Source organism: Pseudomonas sp. MF06569 (genome assembly GCF_059862735.1).
Genome location: NZ_JCBCUZ010000004.1, coordinates 216368 through 233455, shown reverse-complemented (window position 1 = coordinate 233455; position 17088 = coordinate 216368). Strand labels below are relative to the sequence as shown.

Genomic DNA, 17088 nt, shown 5'->3' with positions numbered 1-17088 from the left:
TTCTCAGTGTTCAGATCAATCCTCTAAAAATCAGATACCTGGAGATCGCACCATGAAGCGTCGCAGCTTGATCAAGGCTTTCACCCTGACCGCCTCCATCGCGGCAATGGGCATGACCTGGACGGTGCAAGCCGCCGAGACCATCAAGGTGGGGATTTTGCATTCCCTGTCCGGAACCATGGCGATCTCCGAAACCTCGCTCAAAGACATGGCGCTGATGACCATTGACGAGATCAATGCCAAGGGCGGCGTCAACGGCAAGATGCTCGAAGCAGTGGTGGTGGACCCGGCCTCCAACTGGCCTCTGTTTGCCGAAAAGGGCCGCCAGTTGCTGACCCAGGACAAAGTGGCCGTGGTATTCGGTTGCTGGACGTCGGTGTCGCGCAAATCGGTATTGCCGGTGTTTGAAGAACTCAACGGCCTGCTGTTTTACCCGGTGCAATACGAAGGCGAAGAGATGTCGCCCAACGTGTTCTACACCGGAGCAGCCCCTAACCAGCAGGCCATTCCGGCCGTTGAATACCTGATGAGCGAAGACGGCGGCAGTGCCAAGCGCTTTGTGTTGCTGGGCACCGACTACGTGTACCCGCGCACCACCAACAAGATCCTGCGCGCGTTCCTGCACTCCAAAGGCGTGGCCGACAAGGACATCGAAGAGGTCTACACCCCGTTTGGTCACAGCGATTACCAGACCATCGTGTCCAACATCAAAAAGTTCTCGGCAGGCGGCAAAACGGCGGTGATCTCCACGGTCAACGGCGACTCCAACGTGCCGTTCTATAAAGAACTGGCCAACCAGGGCCTGAAAGCCACCGACGTACCGGTGATCGCGTTCTCGGTGGGTGAAGAGGAACTGCGCGGCATCGACACCAAACCGCTGGTGGGCAACCTGGCCGCCTGGAACTACTTCCAGTCGGTAGAGAACCCGGCCAACGATAAGTTCGTCGCCGACTGGAAAGCCTACGCCAAGAAACACAACCTGCCGGGCGCCGACAAAGCCGTGACCAACGACCCGATGGAAGCCACCTACGTGGGCATTCACATGTGGGCCCAGGCCGCCGAAAAAGCCAAGTCCACCGACGTGGATAAAGTGCGCGAAGCCCTGGCCGGCCAGACGTTTGCCGCGCCGTCGGGCTACACCCTGACGATGGACAAGACCAACCACCACCTGCACAAGCCGGTGATGATCGGCGAGATCCAGCCTGACGGTCAGTTCAGCGTGGTGTGGCAGACCGAAGGCCCGATCCGCGCCCAGCCGTGGAGTCCTTACATCTCGGGCAACGACAAAAAGCCGGATTACGCGGTGAAGGGTAACTGAGGCCAGCCTCATCGTTGTGCTTTTGTGGGAGCGGGCTTGCTCGCGATGCAATCAACACGGTTTCACTGAAAGACCGCGTTGCCTGAATCGCGAGCAAGCCCGCTCCCACAGGTGTGTTGAATTGCTTTTATCTGTGCAAGGCCATAACTATGCCCACTGCCCTTTACCGCGTTATCGTCGCGCTACTGCTGTTGCTGCCCCTGGTCGCACAGGCCGATGACGCCAGCGACTTCGCCGCTGCCAACAATTCACAGCAGGCCCAACTGCTCGAACGCTGGGCCGCGCAACCCGCCCCTGCCCGCGTCGAACTGATCAACAGCCTGCAACAAGGTCAGCTCACGGTAGACGGCCAGACCAAAACCCTGCGCCTGAACAACCGTCTGCGCGGGCTGATCGACACGGCATTGGCCAGCCATCAGTTGCTTGCCAGCGATCCCAAGCTGCGCCTGAGTGCGGCGCAACACCTGCAAAAATCCGCAAGCCCTGCACAACTCTTATTCCTCGACCGGCAACTGGCTGGCGAAACCGACAGCGATGTACACACCGCCCTGAGCCTGGCGCTGGCCAATCTGCAACTGGTCGACCCCGACCCTGCCGTGCGTCTGGCCGCCGTGCGCCTGCTCGGAGAAACCGGCGAACCGCTGGCCCGTACCCGTCTTGAAACCCTGCTGCAACCTGGCGTCGAAACCGATGCCACGGTACACACCGCCGCCGAAACCAGCCTGTCCCAGGTCAAGCGCAAACTGCTGATCGGCGACCTGCTGGGGCAGGCGTTCAGCGGCTTGTCCCTGGGGTCGATTCTGCTGCTGGCGGCACTCGGACTGGCCATTACCTTCGGCCTGCTGGGCGTGATCAATATGGCCCACGGCGAGATGCTGATGCTCGGTGCTTATTCCACGTACTGCGTGCAGTTGCTGTTCCAGCGCTTTGCTCCTGGCGCCATCGAGTTCTACCCCTTGCTGGCACTGCCGGTCGCGTTCTTTGTCACCGCTGCCGTGGGCATGGTGCTGGAGCGCACGATCATTCGTCACCTCTATGGCCGCCCACTGGAAACCCTGCTCGCCACCTGGGGCATCAGCCTGATCCTGATCCAGCTGGTACGCGTCCTGTTCGGTGCACAAAACGTTGAAGTGGCCAACCCGGCATGGCTGTCGGGCGGGCTGCAAGTGCTGCCCAACCTTGTACTGCCGTACAACCGCCTGGTGATCATCGTCTTCGCATTGGCCGTGGTGGTACTGACCTGGCTGCTGCTGAACAAGACCCGCCTGGGCCTAAATGTTCGCGCCGTCACCCAGAACCGCAACATGGCCGCCTGCTGCGGCGTACCCACCGGGCGTGTGGACATGCTCGCCTTCGGCCTCGGCTCGGGGATTGCCGGGCTCGGCGGCGTGGCCTTGAGCCAGGTCGGCAACGTCGGCCCGGACCTGGGCCAGGGCTACATCATCGATTCGTTCCTGGTGGTGGTGCTGGGCGGTGTCGGGCAACTGGCAGGCACTGTTTACGCAGCCTTTGGCCTGGGCATCGCCAACAAGATTCTTGAACCGCAGATCGGCGCCGTACTCGGCAAAATCCTGATCCTGGGGCTGATCATTCTGTTTATCCAGAAGCGTCCGCAAGGGCTCTTCACGCTTAAAGGACGGGTGATCGACTGATGAATCAGCCTCTGATGGTCACTGCGGCACAAAAAGCCGGGCCCACCGTTACAACCCTGGTGGGTGGCCTGGTCCTGCTGGTATTGCTGGCCTTGCCGCTGCTCTCCCTGTTGCCTGCCGACAGCCCGTTTCAGGTCTCGGCCTACACCCTCACGCTGGTGGGCAAGATCCTCTGCTACGCCATTGTCGCGCTGGCGCTGGATCTGGTCTGGGGCTACGCCGGGCTGCTGTCCCTGGGTCACGGTTTGTTCTTCGCCCTGGGTGGCTACGCGATGGGCATGTACCTGATGCGCCAGGCCTCGGGCGATGAATTGCCCGCCTTCATGACCTTTTTGTCGTGGACTGAACTGCCCTGGTACTGGGTCGGCACCGAACACTTCTGGTGGGCCATGTGCCTGGTGGTACTGGCTCCCGGCTTGCTGGCACTGGTGTTCGGCTTTTTCGCCTTCCGCTCGCGAATCAAGGGCGTGTATTTCTCGATCATGACCCAGGCCCTGACCTTCGCCGGGATGCTGCTGTTTTTCCGCAACGAAACCGGGTTTGGCGGCAACAACGGCTTCACCAACTTTCGCAGCATCCTGGGCTTTGGCATCACCGAACCCGGCACCCGTGCCGCACTGTTCTTCGCCACGGTGCTGTTGCTGGTGGTCAGTCTTTTTCTCGGCTGGCGGCTGGCGCGCAGCAAGTTTGGCCGCGTACTGACCGCGCTGCGGGATGCGGAAAACCGCCTGATGTTCTGCGGCTACGACCCCCGTGGTTTCAAGCTGTTTGTGTGGGTGTTGAGCGCTGTGCTGTGCGGCCTGGCCGGTGCCTTGTATGTGCCGCAAGTCGGCATCATCAACCCCGGCGAAATGTCGCCGACCAACTCCATCGAAGCCGCCGTGTGGGTAGCCCTGGGTGGACGCGGCACCCTGATCGGCCCGCTGCTGGGTGCAGGCGTGGTCAACGGCATGAAAAGCTGGTTCACCGTGGCCTTCCCCGAATACTGGCTGTTCTTCCTGGGGGCGCTGTTCATCATCGTGACCCTGTACCTGCCCAAAGGCGTGATCGGCCTGTTGAAGAAAAAGGCCGACCAATGAGGAATGTCATGCTCGAACCTATCCTCGATCCCAACAAAGACGCGGGCAGCAGCCGTGACGCCATCAGCTTTGGCCAGCGCGTTGAACCGGGCCTGAACACCCGCCACGGCACCATCCTGACCCTGGAAGACATCAGCGTCAGCTTCGATGGCTTCAAGGCGCTGAACAACCTCAACCTGTACATCGGCGTTGGCGAATTGCGCTGCATCATCGGCCCCAATGGCGCGGGCAAGACCACCATGATGGACGTGATCACCGGCAAGACCCGGCCCAGCGAAGGGCAGGCCTGGTTCGGCGAAACCCTGGACCTGCGCCAGATGAGCGAAGTGCAGATTGCCCAGGCCGGGATCGGGCGCAAGTTCCAGAAGCCCACGGTGTTCGAAGCCTTGAGCGTGTTTGAAAACCTGGAGCTGGCGCAAAAGACCGACAAGTCGGTGTGGGCCAGCCTGCGGGCAACGCTGAGCGGCGAGCAGAAGGACCGCATCGGCGAAGTGCTGCACACCATCCGCCTGAGCGGCTCGGCCCATCGACCTGCCGGGTTGTTGTCCCACGGCCAGAAGCAGTTTCTGGAAATCGGGATGCTGTTGATGCAAGACCCGCAACTGTTGCTGCTCGACGAACCGGTGGCGGGCATGACCGACGCCGAAACCGAGTTCACCGCCGAACTGTTCAAGAGCCTGGCGGGCAAGCATTCGCTGATGGTAGTGGAACACGACATGGGGTTTGTCGGCTCGATTGCCGACCATGTGACCGTGCTGCACCAAGGCAGCGTGTTGGCCGAGGGCTCGCTGGAACAGGTGCAGGCAAATGAGCGGGTCATCGAGGTGTATCTGGGCCGCTGAATGCCTGCCTTGGGTGGGAGCGGGCTTGCTCGCGAATCAGGCGACGCGCTCTGTCAGTCAATACGCGGTGATGCTATCGCGAGCAAGCCCGCTCCCACAGGGGCATGGGGAGATTTTGAATATGCTGGAAGTCCGCAAACTGCATCAATACTACGGCGGCAGCCACATCCTGCGCGGTCTGTCGTTTGAAGTAAAAGTCGGCGAGGTCACTTGCCTGCTGGGCCGCAATGGCGTGGGCAAAACCACATTGCTCAAATGCCTGATGGGCTTGCTGCCGGTCAAGGAAGGCGATGTGCAGTGGGAAGGTAAAACCATCACCACGCTCAAACCCCACCAGCGGGTCCACTCCGGTATCGCTTACGTGCCCCAGGGCCGGGAGATTTTCGGGCGCCTGACGGTGGAGGAAAACCTGCTCATGGGCCTCTCGCGGTTCCCCGGTTCCGAGGCCAGGGAAGTTCCGGCGTTTATCTACGAGCTGTTCCCGGTATTGCTGCAAATGAAGCATCGACGCGGCGGCGATTTGTCCGGTGGCCAGCAGCAACAATTGGCCATTGGCCGCGCGCTGGCCAGCCGTCCGCGCTTGCTGATCCTCGATGAGCCGACTGAAGGCATCCAGCCTTCGGTCATCAAGGAGATCGGGGCCGTGATCAAAATGCTCGCCGCACGGGGGGATATGGCGATTTTGCTGGTGGAGCAGTTTTATGATTTTGCCGAGGAACTGGCTGACCAGTATCTGGTGATGTCACGGGGCGAAATCGTGCAGCAAGGCCGTGGCGAAAATATGCAAACAGAAGGTGTACGCGGGCTGGTAACGATTTAATCTGCGTCTCTATTTAGTGAAAAGTCCTACATATGAACCTGCCTGCCAATGCTCCATTGTTCACCCCCAGCTGGCACGCCGAGCTGGAGCTGGGCTATGGCCGTTTTGGCGACAGCACGCGCCCTACCCTGCGTCGTCATGTCGGTCCGTTGCGGGTGCAAAAGCACCTGTACGCCGAAGGGCCGCAGGTTTGCCAGCACATCATCGTCCATCCACCGGGCGGGATTGCCGGTGGCGATCAACTCAACATCAGTGCCAGCGTCGGCCCGGATGCCTGGGCACAACTGACCAGCCCCGGTGCGGCCAAATGGTATCGCGCTGCCGGGCCGGCCTGTCAGAACCTGACCTTGAAGGTCGCACCCGGCGCGACCCTGGAATGGCTGCCACAAGAAACCATCGTCTTCAGCGCGGCCCAGGCCGAACTCTCGACCCGTATCGAACTTGAGGGCGATGCCCGGTTGTTTTACTGGGACATGGTGGCGCTGGGTCGACTGGCCAGTGGCGAGCGTTTCGAGCACGGGCACTTCCAGTCGCGGCTGGATCTGCGTCGCGACGGTCAACTGCTCTGGCATGAGCGCCAGCGCATTGTGGGCGGCGACGGGCTGCTGGATTCGCCCATTGGCCTGGACGGCAACCCGGTGTTTGCCACGTTGCTGGTGACGGGCGAGATCAGCGCCCAATTACTGGAAACCTGTCGCTCGCTGCCCAATCCGGTGCGCGGCGACTTGACCCAGTTACCGGGTTTGCTGGTAGCCCGCTGCCTGGCGGGTGAAGCCTTGCAGGCACGGGCCTGGCTGATTGATTTATGGCGTCTGTTGCGTCCGGCGCTGCTGGGGCGAGAAGCGCTGGCACCCAGAATCTGGAGTACTTGAATAACCCTGTGAGAGCGGGCTTGCTCGCGATGCAGACGCCCCGGTCTGCCAGTGAGTTCGCGGTGATGCCATCGCGAGCAAGCCCGCTCCCACACTCAACATTTTTAAACTGCCGAACACGGACCCGATCATGGACCTGACCCCTCGCGAAAAAGACAAGATGCTGATCTTCACCGCCGGCCTGCTGGCGGAACGTCGACTGGCCCGCGGTGTGATGCTCAATTACCCGGAAACCATCGCCTATATCTCGGCCGCCCTGCTCGAAGGCGCCCGCGATGGCCGCACCGTGGCCGAACTGATGCACTACGGCACCACCCTGCTGACCCGCGATCAGGTGATGGAAGGCATCCCGGAAATGATCCCCGACATCCAGGTCGAGGCCACCTTCCCGGATGGCACCAAACTGGTCACTGTCCACCAACCCATCGCCTGAGGCCGCGCCATGTCTTACGTCATTCGTGATGCTGTCGCGGCGGACCTGCCGGCGATTCGCGATATCTACAACGATGCGGTGCTCAACACGCTCGCCATCTGGAATGAGCAGACGGTCGATCTGGACAACCGCCAGCAATGGTTCAACGCCCGCCAGGCCCAGGGCTATCCGGTTCTGGTGATTGTCGACGACGCCAACATCGCCCTGGGCTATGCCTCGTTTGGCGACTGGCGTCCGTTTGAAGGGTTCCGCCACACAGTGGAGCATTCGGTGTATGTCCATCCCGAGCAACGGGGCAAACGCCTGGGCCCGCAGTTGCTGGCCGAATTGATCAAACGTGCCCGGGCCTGCGACAAGCACGTCATGGTGGCGGCCATCGAAAGCGCCAATGCGGCTTCGATCCACGTGCACAAACAACTGGGTTTTGTCACCAGCGGGCGCATGCCGCAGGTGGGGATAAAGTTCGGCCGCTGGCTCGACCTGACGTTTATGCAACTGATGCTCAACCCCGGCGCACTGCCCCCCAAGGAACCCGCACAATGAAGACCGAACAACTGGTGCGCGTCACGGCGCAGAATTTTGCCCACTACCGTGAAGACTTGATTGTGCTGCTGCTCGACGCCGTCAAACACGGCGCATCGGTGGGGTTCATGAACGACCTCGACCTGCCCCAGGCCAGCCGCTACTTCAACGAAGTTCACGCCCAACTGGAGCAGGGCAATCTGCTGTTGTGGGTACTGGTTGAAGACCAGCGCGTGCTGGCCAGCGTGCAACTGATCCTGTGCCAAAAGGCCAACGGCCTGAACCGCGCCGAAGTCCAAAAGTTGCTGGTGCTCAACGAAGTGCGGCGCCGCGGGCTGGGCCAGGTGCTGATCCACGCGCTGGAACAAGGTGCACGGGAACTCAAGCGTGGCTTGCTGCACCTGGACACCGAAGCGGGCTCACCGGCCGAGAACTTCTACAGTGCCCTGGGTTATACCCGCGTCGGCGAACTGCCCAACTACTGCCAAAGCCCCAGCGGCCATTACAGCCCGACGGCCATCTACTTCAAAACCTTGAGTGAGCCGCAATGATTCCGGGCGAATACCGCATAGAGTCGGGCGAAATCGAACTGAACGTCGGTCGGCGCACCCTGAGCCTGAGCGTGTCAAACCGTGGCGACCGGCCGATCCAGGTGGGTTCGCACTATCACTTTTTCGAAACCAACGACGCCCTGATCTTTGACCGGGGTGACAGCCGCGGCATGCGCCTGAACATCCCGGCGGGCACGGCGGTGCGATTCGAGCCGGGGCAAACCCGTGAAGTGGAACTGGTGGAACTGGCCGGGCTGCGCCGGGTGTTCGGCTTTGCCGGGCGGGTGATGGGCAATCTGGATTGACCCCGACACACACCCGTGTGGGAGCGGGCTTGCTCGCGATTCGGGCAACGCGGTCTGACTGCACAACGGCGTAGATGCCATCGCGAGCAAGCCCGCTCCCACAGAAGATGTCCCACAAATTTTCAGGAAAGCACAATGAAAATATCCCGTCAGGCCTACGCCGACATGTTCGGCCCCACCGTGGGTGACAAGGTTCGTTTGGCCGATACCGAGCTGTGGGTCGAGGTCGAGCAGGACTTCACCACCTATGGCGAAGAAGTGAAGTTTGGCGGCGGCAAAGTGATTCGCGACGGTATGGGCCAAAGCCAGCTGCTCGCCAGCGAGGTGGTCGACACCCTGATCACCAACGCACTGATCATCGATCACTGGGGCATCGTCAAGGCCGATGTTGGCCTCAAGAACGGTCGCATCCACGCCATCGGCAAAGCCGGCAACCCGGATATCCAGCCCAATGTGACCATTGCCATCGGCGCCAGCACCGAAGTGATCGCGGGCGAAGGCATGATCCTCACCGCAGGCGGTATCGACACCCATATCCACTTCATCTGCCCGCAGCAGATCGAAGAAGCGCTCAACAGCGGCGTCACCACCATGATCGGCGGCGGCACCGGCCCGGCCACCGGCACCAATGCCACCACCTGCACCCCGGGCCCCTGGCATATGGCGCGCATGCTCCAGGCCGCCGATTCGTTCCCGATGAACATGGGCTTTACCGGCAAGGGCAACGCCAGCCTGCCGCAACCGCTGATCGAACAGGTCGAGGCCGGGGCCATCGGTCTCAAGCTGCACGAAGACTGGGGCACCACCCCCGCGTCCATCGACAACTGCCTGAATGTCGCCGACCTGTATGACGTGCAAGTGGCGATTCACAGCGACACCCTGAACGAGTCGGGCTTTGTCGAAACCACCCTCGCCGCCTTCAAGGGCCGCACCATCCACACCTATCACACCGAAGGGGCCGGTGGCGGCCATGCGCCGGACATCATCAAGGCCTGCGGCCTGGTCAATGTGCTGCCCAGCTCCACCAACCCGACCCGGCCCTTTACCCGCAACACCATCGACGAACACCTCGACATGTTGATGGTGTGCCATCACCTCGACCCGAGCATCGCCGAGGACGTGGCCTTCGCCGAAAGCCGTATCCGCCGCGAAACCATTGCCGCCGAAGACATCCTCCATGACCTGGGCGCGTTCTCGATGATCAGCTCCGACAGCCAGGCCATGGGCCGGGTGGGCGAAGTGATCACCCGCACCTGGCAGACCGCCGACAAAATGAAGAAGCAGCGCGGCCCATTACCCGAAGATGCCGTGGGCAACGATAACTTCCGCGCCAAACGCTACATCGCCAAGTACACCATCAACCCGGCCATCACCCACGGCGTGAGCCATGAAGTGGGGTCGATCGAGGTGGGCAAGTGGGCTGATCTGGTGCTGTGGCGCCCGGCGTTTTTTGGGGTCAAGCCCACACTGATCCTCAAGGGTGGCGCCATTGCCGCAAGCCTGATGGGTGATCCCAACGCCTCCATCCCCACCCCGCAACCCGTGCATTACCGCCCGATGTTCGCCAGCTACGGCGGCTCGCGCCATGCCACCTGCCTGACCTTTATCAGCCAGGCCGCGTTCGACGCAGGCGTACCCGCAGCGCTGGGTTTGCAAAAGCAAATCGCGGTGGTCAAGGGCTGCCGTGATGTGCAAAAAACCGACCTGATTCACAACGGTTATTTGCCCAACATCGAAGTCGACCCCCAGACCTATCAGGTCAAGGCCGACGGTGTGTTGCTGTGGTGTGAACCGGCTGATGTGTTGCCGATGGCACAGCGCTACTTTCTGTTCTGATGCCCTGCGTTTGCAGGGGATTGGCGGTTGTATTGAAAAGCTGCTTTTGGCGTTAAGATGCGTCACCTTTCAATACAGCCGCTCTTGCAGCAAGGTTTGTGGCCATGCGCCTATCTGAATTCATCGTCCACAATGTTGATCGTATCGTCGATGAATGGGAGCAATTTGCCGAAACCATCACACCGGCTGCCGACTCCATGACCAGCCTGGCGTTGCGCGACCATGCCAAAGAGATCCTGCTGGCCGCATCCCGGGACATGAACACTGCGCAAACGGCCAGCGAACAGCAGGCCAAGGCCGAGGGCGAAGGCCCCGAGACCAGCCCCGCCCTGGATGAAGCCGCCGCCAGCCACGGCGAACTGCGCCATACCGTGGGGTTTGATCTGGTACAGATGACCTCGGAGTTCCGCCATTTGCGCGCCTGCGTGATCCGCCTGTGGGTCGCCAGTATCGACGCCCCGGCCCTGTCGCACATGCAGGACATGATCCGTTTCAACGAGGCCATCGATCAGGCCCTGGCCGAGTCAACGGCGGCCTACGCCGAACAGGTCAGTCGTTCGCGGGATATCTTCCTCGCCATCCTCGGCCATGACCTGCGCGCACCGTTGCAGGCGGTGAGCATGTCCACTGAAATGCTGGAACGCAAAGCCCGGCTCGACGCCGATGCGTTGACGTATGTGCTGGCCATCAAGAATGGTGCCCGCCATATGGGGACGATGGTCAATGACCTGCTGGAGTTTGTGCGCAGCCGACTGGGCAGCAACCTGCCGATCGAACCCAAGCCCATGGATCTGGCCGTCGCCTGCCAGGCAGCGCTGGACGAAGCCTGTGCCGGGCAACCCGACCGAGCCCCGAGCCTGCAGGTTGAAGGCGATGTGCAAGGCCATTGGGATCCGCGCAGGCTGGGGCAGCTGCTTCAGAACCTGATCGGCAATGCGCTGCAGCACGGCGCCCGCAAAGGCCAAGTGACGTTGAGCCTGAGCGGGGACGCGAGCGACGTGACCTTGCGCGTCCACAACCTTGGCCTGCCCATTGCCCAGGACGCCATTGCCACCCTGTTCGACCCGCTGGTACGCAGCCCGAGCGAAGACATCACCCAGCCGGGCACGTCGACCAGCCTGGGGCTTGGCCTGTTTATCATCAAGGAAGTGGTGGACGCCCATAAGGGCAGCATCGACGTGACCTCGACCGAAGCCGAGGGCACGACGTTTACCGTGGTGTTGCCTAGAAACACCTGAGCCCTCTGTGGGAGCGGGCTTGCTCGCGATTCAGTCGCCGCGGTTCAACAGGAACATCGCGCCGATACCATCGCAGGCAAGCCAGCGCCCACAAAGCCTGTGGGCATGCTTCTATTGCGTCACAAAGCGCCCCAACTGCTGCTTGAGCCGCTGGTTTTCGGCCCGCAACTGCTGCACTTCTTCGAGCAGGTCCAGCGCCAGGGCGACGCCTTCCCACTCTATTTGCAGATCATCACGCAGCTTGGCCGCACGCCTGGCGATGACCAATTCGTAGTCTTCAAAACGCCACACGTCAGGCGTGCGGCCCTGAGGTTCGATAATTCCGTGTTCGACAATCTCTATCACGTAAGTGGCCGGGATATTGGCCTCTTCGCAGAACCTTTCCATGTCCAGCTGAACGATCAGGGTGCTGCTCATGATCAGTTACTCCATTGTTCTCTCGGGTCAAATGCAGCTTTGTCGGCGAGTTCTTGCCACAGTGCTTTGGTGGCCTCGTCGGTCTGTTTGGGCATGACCACTTTCAATTGGGCATACAAGTCACCGCGCTGGCCTTGCTTGTCCGCCAGGCCGTGGCCCTTGATGCGCATGCGCTGACCGCTCTGGCTGTCAGGGCGAATGGTCATCATCACCTTGCTGGTCAGGGTCGGTATCGCCACCTTGGTGCCCAGCGCAGCTTCCCACGGGGCCAATGGCACCGTGATGACCAGGTCGTGGCCTTCGACATCGAATTTAGGGTGCGGCGCAAAACGGATGATCAGGTACAGATCACCGTTGGCTCCGCCGCCCATGCCCGGTGCGCCCTGCCCTTTAAGGCGGATGCGCTCGCCGTCGGTCACACCGGCAGGAATTTTCACGCTCAGGGTCTTGCTGGTATCGCCGATCTGGAAGCTGATCTGCTTCGACTCACCAGACAGGGTTTCTTCAAGAAAAATCGGCAATTCCATTTCTACATCCTGCCCGCGACGGCCCGCACTGCGGCCCGATTGCCCACCAAATCCATTACCGCGCGAACCGAAGATCGAGCTGAAAAAGTCTGAAAAATCGCCGTTGTTCTCGAAACCACCACTGGAATGACCCTGCCAGCCCGGCGGCCCCTGGAAGGGCTGGCCATGCTGGCCGTACTTACGAATCTCATCGTATTCGGCGCGTTTTTCGGCACTTTTCAGTGCTTCATACGCTTCGTTGACGTCCTTGAACTTGCTCTCGGCGTCCTTTTCCTTGCTGACATCCGGGTGATATTTGCGCGCCAGCTTGCGATAGGCGGTCTTGATCGCCTTGTCGTCAGCCGTGGGCTCGACACCCAGGATCTTGTAATAGTCTTTGAAGTCCATGTAAGGATCACCATCCGTTATCAATATCGCGCCGTTCCAGGTCACCCAGAATGCTCTGGCTGACCGGCCTGTCGATTGACCGGTCTCAATCATGTGACGGAACGCCGCTGCAAAAGTTTATCGGCAGCCTACGGGCTTCACTCAATCGCCTGACAACTACCAAGCCAATGTCTGGAAGTTTGGGGGTGAAGGATAGTCTTTCAAGTGGATTAAAACCTACGAATTAGCGAATCGTCGCCCTTCGATTCTTCAGCGGTCTGACATACACTGCGCGGCCGTTTTTTAACCGGAACATGAAAGACATGAAAAGCGCCTCTCCAGCACGTGCCTGCGGTATCGACTTCGGCACGTCCAACTCCACCGTCGGCTGGCTTCGCCCAGGCGTGGAAACCCTCATCGCGCTGGAGGACGACAAGATCACCCTGCCCTCAGTGGTGTTCTTCAATATTGAAGAACGCCGCCCGGTGTATGGCCGTCTGGCGCTGCATGAGTACCTGGAAGGCTACGAAGGCCGCCTGATGCGCTCGCTCAAGAGCCTGCTGGGTTCCAAGCTGATCAAGCACGACACCAGCGTTCTGGGCACGGCGATGCCGTTCAAGGACTTGCTGGGGCTGTTTATCGCCCAGCTTAAAAAACGCGCCGAAGCGACCGCCGGTCGAGAATTTGAAGAAGTGGTGTTGGGACGCCCGGTTTTTTTCGTAGATGACGATCCCCTGGCCGACCAGGAAGCCGAAAACACCCTGACGGACGTGGCCCGTGCCATTGGGTTCAAGGAAGTGTCCTTCCAATACGAACCGATCGCGGCGGCATTCGACTATGAGTCCACTATCGAACGCGAAGAGTTGGTACTGATCGTCGACATCGGTGGCGGTACTTCCGACTTCTCACTGGTGCGTCTGTCGCCCGAGCGTCGTGGCATGGACAACCGCCAGGACGATATCCTCGCCACCGGCGGTGTGCACGTGGGCGGGACCGACTTCGACAAACAATTGAGTCTGCAAGGCGTGATGCCGCTGTTCGGCTACGGCAGCCGCATGAAAAGCGGGGCCTACATGCCCACCAGCCACCACATGAACCTGGCGACCTGGCACACCATCAACTCGGTGTACTCGCAAAAATCCCAGTTGGCCCTGGGCAGCATGCGCTACGACATTGAAGACACCGGTGGCATCGACCGCCTGTTCAAGCTGATCGAGCAGCGTGCCGGTCACTGGCTGGCGATGGAAATCGAAGAAACCAAGATCCAGTTGACCCACAACGACAGCCGTCACTTGCCGCTGGATCGGGTTGAAGCGGGACTGAGCGTGGACTTGAGCCGCGGGATGTTCGAAGCCGCCATCGACAATCAGCTGGAGCGCATCCGCAACAGCGTGACCAACCTGCTCACCAGTGCAGGTGTGGGTGTCGAGCAGGTGGATACAGTGTTCTTCACCGGGGGTTCGAGCGGCATTCCGGCATTGCGCCAGAGCGTAGCGGCCATGCTGCCCAATGCCCGACACGTTGAAGGCAACATCTTCGGCAGCATCGGCAGCGGTTTGGCGATTGAAGCTAAAAAGCGTTACGGCTAATACCCTCACCCCAACCCTCTCCCGCCGGGAGAGGGTCAGGGTAAGCTGTTAAACCAGCCCCACCTGCTTCAACTCACTCTTCAGGTACGCATAGTAGATCGGCCCGGCCACTACACCCGGCAGGCCGAAGGCTGCCTCGAATACCAGCATCGCCAGCAGCAATTCCCACGATTTGGCGCTGATCTGCCCGCCCACAATTCTGGCGTTGAGAAAGTACTCCAGCTTGTGGATAACGATCAGGTAGCCCAACGCACCCACCGCCACCCAGATCGACAGCGACAAACCCACAATGGTGATCAGCGTGTTGGAGATCAGGTTGCCGATCACCGGCAGCAAGCCCAGCAGGAAGGTCAGCACGATCAGGGTTTTGGTCAGCGGCAAGTGAACGCCAAGCAGCGGCAGGATCACGGCCAGAAAGACCCCGGTAAACGCGGTGTTGAGCAGCGCAATCTTGATCTGCGCGAACACGATATTGCGAAACGCCTGTACCAGCAGGTGCAGACGCTCGAACAGCGCGGCAGACAGCGGCTTGCGACGGCTGATATCGGGAATAGTCTGCAAGGCCATAATTGCCCCCAGCACCATGCCGATCAGCAGGGTCACGAACATGTGCGCCGCGTCTTTACCCACCAGTTGCAGATCGCTGAGGTGCTTGTTCATCCACTGCCCGATGGCAATCCGAAACTCGGCAGCGCTGGCAGGCAGGTAACTGTCCAGAAACGGCGGCAATTGACCCCGTGCCCGGTCAACCACGGCCATGAATTTGTTGAGTGAGGCCCCAGGGTTTTCGGCTTCATGCAGCAAAAAGCTGATGGCCCCGGCAAAAATCAGCGCCAGCACACTGACAATCAGCGTGCCCAGCAACGCCACTGCCAGCCACCGCGCACGACGCCCGGCAATCAGGCGCTGCAGTTGGGGGGTGAGCATGTTGACCAGTTCGAACACCAACAACCCTGCCAGCAGGCTGGGCAACAAACGCAACGGAAAGACCAATAGCAGGCCGCCAGCAATGATGATGTAGCTGGCCAACACGATGTGACGCTGAGAAAACGATGGCATACAGCCTCAAAACTGACAGCGTGAAAGGAAAGGCAGTCTGCCAGCCTTCGGCGGGGAGCACTAGAATTTGTGACTTGCGCAGGGACTAACCGATACCTTTGTAGCAGCTGACGAGCGGAGCGAGGCTGCGTCCGGCGGCGCAGCCGCCGTAAAGCCATACACTGCGCAGTGTCAGTTGAACCCGACTCTCTGGATTTGCGACGGCTGCGCCGCCGAACGCAGCCTCGCTCCACTCGTCAGCTGCTACAGGCTCATTTTTTCTTCAGGCAATCGCTCATGAAGGCTTTGCGCGCATCGCCCTTGAGGTCCTGGGTACCGGCGGTGGCGTTGCAGGTTTTCATTTTGTCTTGCTGCGTGGCCGGTTTGGCTTTGAGGCAAGTGCTCATGAAGGCTTTGCGCTCATCCCCCTTGAGGGCTTTGGCACTGGCGTCAGCGTTACAGGTGGTCATTTTGTTCTGCTGGGCAGTGGCCGCAAAACCCTGGGAGCACAGCAGCAGACCGATCAGCAGCAGAGGAACACGCAACATCTTCATGGAGTTTTCTCCTTGTTGACGCGCCAAGTGGCAGCGCAATTCACTGAAGTGTAGACAAACTCTGTTACATCGTTATCCGTTGCACCCTCTGGCGCTCAAACATCGCGACTTGCTGGCTGACAGTGGATAATCGCCGCTTATTAATCGTGTGGTTGTCCTGATGCAATACGCTTACCCGCTACTGGCCATTTTTATCTGGGCCGGCAATACCGTGATTAACAAGTTGGCAGTGGGCGCAATCTTCCCCTCCGAAATCGGCTTTTACCGCTGGCTACTGGCCGGCCTGCTGTTCACGCCCTTTATGCTCAAACCGGTCATGGCCAACTGGCCTGTCATCCGTGCGAACCTGGGCAAGATCTTCGTCCTCGGCGTGCTTGGCATGGCGATTTACCAAAGCCTGGCCTACTACGCGGCAGCCCGGACCTCGGCCACCAATATGGGCATTATCCTGTCGCTGATGCCATTGATGGTGCTTGCGATGTCGATCATCAGCCTGGGCCAGCGCCTGACGGCCGGAGCATTGGTGGGCGCCATTGTGTCGTTTGTCGGGGTACTGGTGGTGGTGTCGAGCGGCAGTCTCGCGGCCTTGCTCGATCATGGCCTGAACCTGGGCGACGCAATGATGCTGGTCGCCACCCTGGCCTACGCGATTTACAGCACGCTGCTGAAAAAATGGCAGCTGCGCCTGCCGCCACTGCAGATGCTGTACATGCAGGTGCTCGTGGCGATTGTGGTGCTGTTCCCGCTGTACCTGGCCTCCCCCAAGGTCGGCCCGACCGTTCACAACATGGGACTGGTGCTCTACGCCTGTGTGCTGGCGTCGATGATCGCGCCCTTGGCCTGGATGAAAGCCGTCGCCACCCTGGGCCCGAGTCGCACCACGCTGTTTTTCAATCTGTTGCCGTTAATTACGGCACTGATTGCTGCCGTGGTGCTGAAAGAGCAATTGCATGCCTACCACCTGATTGGCGGCGCACTGACCCTGGGCGGTGTGATTCTGTCGGAACGGTGGACTACGCCACTTCGCAAAGCCTGACCGCTCTGTCTCAACCTGTGGCCGCTGCCGCATGCTGCGATGGGCAGCGCAGCGGCCCTCTTTGGCATTCAAGGCAAAGGCCTTGCGGTGGCA

Annotated in this window: 18 protein-coding genes; 14 read left to right on the top strand and 4 right to left on the bottom strand. The window is 60.4% G+C overall.

The features are described 5' to 3' along the window. The first annotated feature begins 52 nt into the window (after positions 1–52). From urtA to AC19YQ_RS06490, 12 genes are all read left to right on the top strand, one after another. Entirely contained in the window at positions 53–1318 is a 1266-nt protein-coding gene (gene urtA, locus AC19YQ_RS06545) for an urea ABC transporter substrate-binding protein (protein WP_019826834.1), read from the top strand. A gap of 149 nt (positions 1319–1467) precedes the next feature. After that, the gene (gene urtB / locus AC19YQ_RS06540) at positions 1468–2970 is read left to right on the top strand and encodes an urea ABC transporter permease subunit UrtB (protein ID WP_500594817.1); all 1503 of its coding nucleotides are present in this window, start codon (positions 1468–1470) and stop codon (positions 2968–2970) included. Then, the gene (urtC, locus tag AC19YQ_RS06535) at positions 2970–4049 is read left to right on the top strand and encodes an urea ABC transporter permease subunit UrtC (protein WP_326427480.1); all 1080 of its coding nucleotides are present in this window, start codon (positions 2970–2972) and stop codon (positions 4047–4049) included. The genes urtB and urtC overlap by 1 nt, the downstream gene beginning before the upstream one ends. Continuing rightward, positions 4046–4891 carry an urea ABC transporter ATP-binding protein UrtD gene (gene urtD, locus AC19YQ_RS06530; protein ID WP_219262786.1) on the top strand — a complete coding sequence of 282 codons (846 nt, stop codon included), beginning with the start codon at positions 4046–4048 and terminating at the stop codon, positions 4889–4891. The genes urtC and urtD overlap by 4 nt, the downstream gene beginning before the upstream one ends. Before the next feature lie 121 nt (positions 4892–5012). Then, entirely contained in the window at positions 5013–5711 is a 699-nt protein-coding gene (gene urtE / locus AC19YQ_RS06525) for an urea ABC transporter ATP-binding subunit UrtE (RefSeq protein WP_019826826.1), read from the top strand. Between the two features lie 32 nt (positions 5712–5743). After that, positions 5744–6583 (top strand): urease accessory protein UreD, encoded by an 840-nt coding sequence (locus tag AC19YQ_RS06520; protein WP_133078743.1) that lies wholly within the window; start codon positions 5744–5746, stop codon positions 6581–6583. A 130-nt stretch (positions 6584–6713) separates the two neighbouring features. Then, complete coding sequence (gene ureA, locus AC19YQ_RS06515; protein WP_133078742.1) at positions 6714–7016, top strand: urease subunit gamma; 303 nt, start codon at positions 6714–6716, stop codon at positions 7014–7016. A gap of 9 nt (positions 7017–7025) precedes the next feature. Further along, the gene (locus AC19YQ_RS06510; protein WP_500594816.1) at positions 7026–7559 is read left to right on the top strand and encodes a GNAT family N-acetyltransferase; all 534 of its coding nucleotides are present in this window, start codon (positions 7026–7028) and stop codon (positions 7557–7559) included. Then, positions 7556–8089, top strand: a complete 534-nt coding sequence (locus AC19YQ_RS06505) for a GNAT family N-acetyltransferase (protein ID WP_133078740.1) — start codon at positions 7556–7558, stop codon at positions 8087–8089. Before AC19YQ_RS06510 ends, AC19YQ_RS06505 begins: the two co-directional genes overlap by 4 nt. After that, complete coding sequence (locus AC19YQ_RS06500) at positions 8086–8394, top strand: urease subunit beta (protein ID WP_500594815.1); 309 nt, start codon at positions 8086–8088, stop codon at positions 8392–8394. The genes AC19YQ_RS06505 and AC19YQ_RS06500 overlap by 4 nt, the downstream gene beginning before the upstream one ends. A 135-nt stretch (positions 8395–8529) precedes the next feature. Continuing rightward, positions 8530–10230: an urease subunit alpha gene (gene ureC, locus AC19YQ_RS06495; protein WP_339474773.1), complete on the top strand. Its 1701-nt coding sequence runs from the start codon at positions 8530–8532 to the stop codon at positions 10228–10230. 104 nt (positions 10231–10334) lie between these two features. Then, positions 10335–11468 (top strand): sensor histidine kinase, encoded by a 1134-nt coding sequence (locus AC19YQ_RS06490; protein ID WP_339474775.1) that lies wholly within the window; start codon positions 10335–10337, stop codon positions 11466–11468. A gap of 111 nt (positions 11469–11579) precedes the next feature. On the opposite strand, the gene AC19YQ_RS06485 is transcribed toward AC19YQ_RS06490, so the two are convergent. Together AC19YQ_RS06485 and cbpA are read right to left on the bottom strand one after the other, a co-directional pair. Beyond that, positions 11580–11885 (bottom strand): chaperone modulator CbpM, encoded by a 306-nt coding sequence (locus AC19YQ_RS06485; protein ID WP_339474776.1) that lies wholly within the window; start codon positions 11883–11885, stop codon positions 11580–11582. A 2-nt stretch (positions 11886–11887) separates the two neighbouring features. Beyond that, positions 11888–12799, bottom strand: a complete 912-nt coding sequence (cbpA, locus tag AC19YQ_RS06480) for a curved DNA-binding protein (protein ID WP_339474777.1) — start codon at positions 12797–12799, stop codon at positions 11888–11890. A 302-nt stretch (positions 12800–13101) separates the two neighbouring features. Between cbpA and AC19YQ_RS06475 the strand changes: the two genes are divergently transcribed. Beyond that, the gene (locus AC19YQ_RS06475) at positions 13102–14367 is read left to right on the top strand and encodes an Hsp70 family protein (RefSeq protein WP_133078734.1); all 1266 of its coding nucleotides are present in this window, start codon (positions 13102–13104) and stop codon (positions 14365–14367) included. A 48-nt stretch (positions 14368–14415) separates the two neighbouring features. Here the strand turns inward: AC19YQ_RS06475 and AC19YQ_RS06470 are convergent, their stop codons facing one another. Next, positions 14416–15426 (bottom strand): AI-2E family transporter, encoded by a 1011-nt coding sequence (locus AC19YQ_RS06470; RefSeq protein WP_133078733.1) that lies wholly within the window; start codon positions 15424–15426, stop codon positions 14416–14418. Positions 15427–15677: 251 nt separating this feature from the next. Beyond that, entirely contained in the window at positions 15678–15959 is a 282-nt protein-coding gene (locus AC19YQ_RS06465; protein ID WP_133078732.1) for a PsiF family protein, read from the bottom strand. A gap of 160 nt (positions 15960–16119) precedes the next feature. Between AC19YQ_RS06465 and AC19YQ_RS06460 the strand changes: the two genes are divergently transcribed. Then, positions 16120–16995, top strand: a complete 876-nt coding sequence (locus AC19YQ_RS06460; RefSeq protein ID WP_133078731.1) for a DMT family transporter — start codon at positions 16120–16122, stop codon at positions 16993–16995. Positions 16996–17088: the final 93 nt, after the last annotated feature.

Coding starts and splice junctions, on each gene's coding strand:
- ureA (WP_133078742.1), top strand. CDS start 6,714: ATGGACCTGACCCCTCGCGAAAAAGACAAGATGCTGATCTTCACCGCC.
- AC19YQ_RS06485 (WP_339474776.1), bottom strand. CDS start 11,885: ATGAGCAGCACCCTGATCGTTCAGCTGGACATGGAAAGGTTCTGCGAA.
- cbpA (WP_339474777.1), bottom strand. CDS start 12,799: ATGGACTTCAAAGACTATTACAAGATCCTGGGTGTCGAGCCCACGGCT.
- AC19YQ_RS06475 (WP_133078734.1), top strand. CDS start 13,102: ATGAAAAGCGCCTCTCCAGCACGTGCCTGCGGTATCGACTTCGGCACG.
- urtD (WP_219262786.1), top strand. CDS start 4,046: ATGAGGAATGTCATGCTCGAACCTATCCTCGATCCCAACAAAGACGCG.
- AC19YQ_RS06460 (WP_133078731.1), top strand. CDS start 16,120: ATGCAATACGCTTACCCGCTACTGGCCATTTTTATCTGGGCCGGCAAT.
- AC19YQ_RS06465 (WP_133078732.1), bottom strand. CDS start 15,959: ATGAAGATGTTGCGTGTTCCTCTGCTGCTGATCGGTCTGCTGCTGTGC.
- AC19YQ_RS06510 (WP_500594816.1), top strand. CDS start 7,026: ATGTCTTACGTCATTCGTGATGCTGTCGCGGCGGACCTGCCGGCGATT.
- AC19YQ_RS06505 (WP_133078740.1), top strand. CDS start 7,556: ATGAAGACCGAACAACTGGTGCGCGTCACGGCGCAGAATTTTGCCCAC.
- urtA (WP_019826834.1), top strand. CDS start 53: ATGAAGCGTCGCAGCTTGATCAAGGCTTTCACCCTGACCGCCTCCATC.
- ureC (WP_339474773.1), top strand. CDS start 8,530: ATGAAAATATCCCGTCAGGCCTACGCCGACATGTTCGGCCCCACCGTG.
- AC19YQ_RS06500 (WP_500594815.1), top strand. CDS start 8,086: ATGATTCCGGGCGAATACCGCATAGAGTCGGGCGAAATCGAACTGAAC.
- urtC (WP_326427480.1), top strand. CDS start 2,970: ATGAATCAGCCTCTGATGGTCACTGCGGCACAAAAAGCCGGGCCCACC.
- AC19YQ_RS06490 (WP_339474775.1), top strand. CDS start 10,335: ATGCGCCTATCTGAATTCATCGTCCACAATGTTGATCGTATCGTCGAT.
- urtB (WP_500594817.1), top strand. CDS start 1,468: ATGCCCACTGCCCTTTACCGCGTTATCGTCGCGCTACTGCTGTTGCTG.
- urtE (WP_019826826.1), top strand. CDS start 5,013: ATGCTGGAAGTCCGCAAACTGCATCAATACTACGGCGGCAGCCACATC.
- AC19YQ_RS06470 (WP_133078733.1), bottom strand. CDS start 15,426: ATGCCATCGTTTTCTCAGCGTCACATCGTGTTGGCCAGCTACATCATC.
- AC19YQ_RS06520 (WP_133078743.1), top strand. CDS start 5,744: ATGAACCTGCCTGCCAATGCTCCATTGTTCACCCCCAGCTGGCACGCC.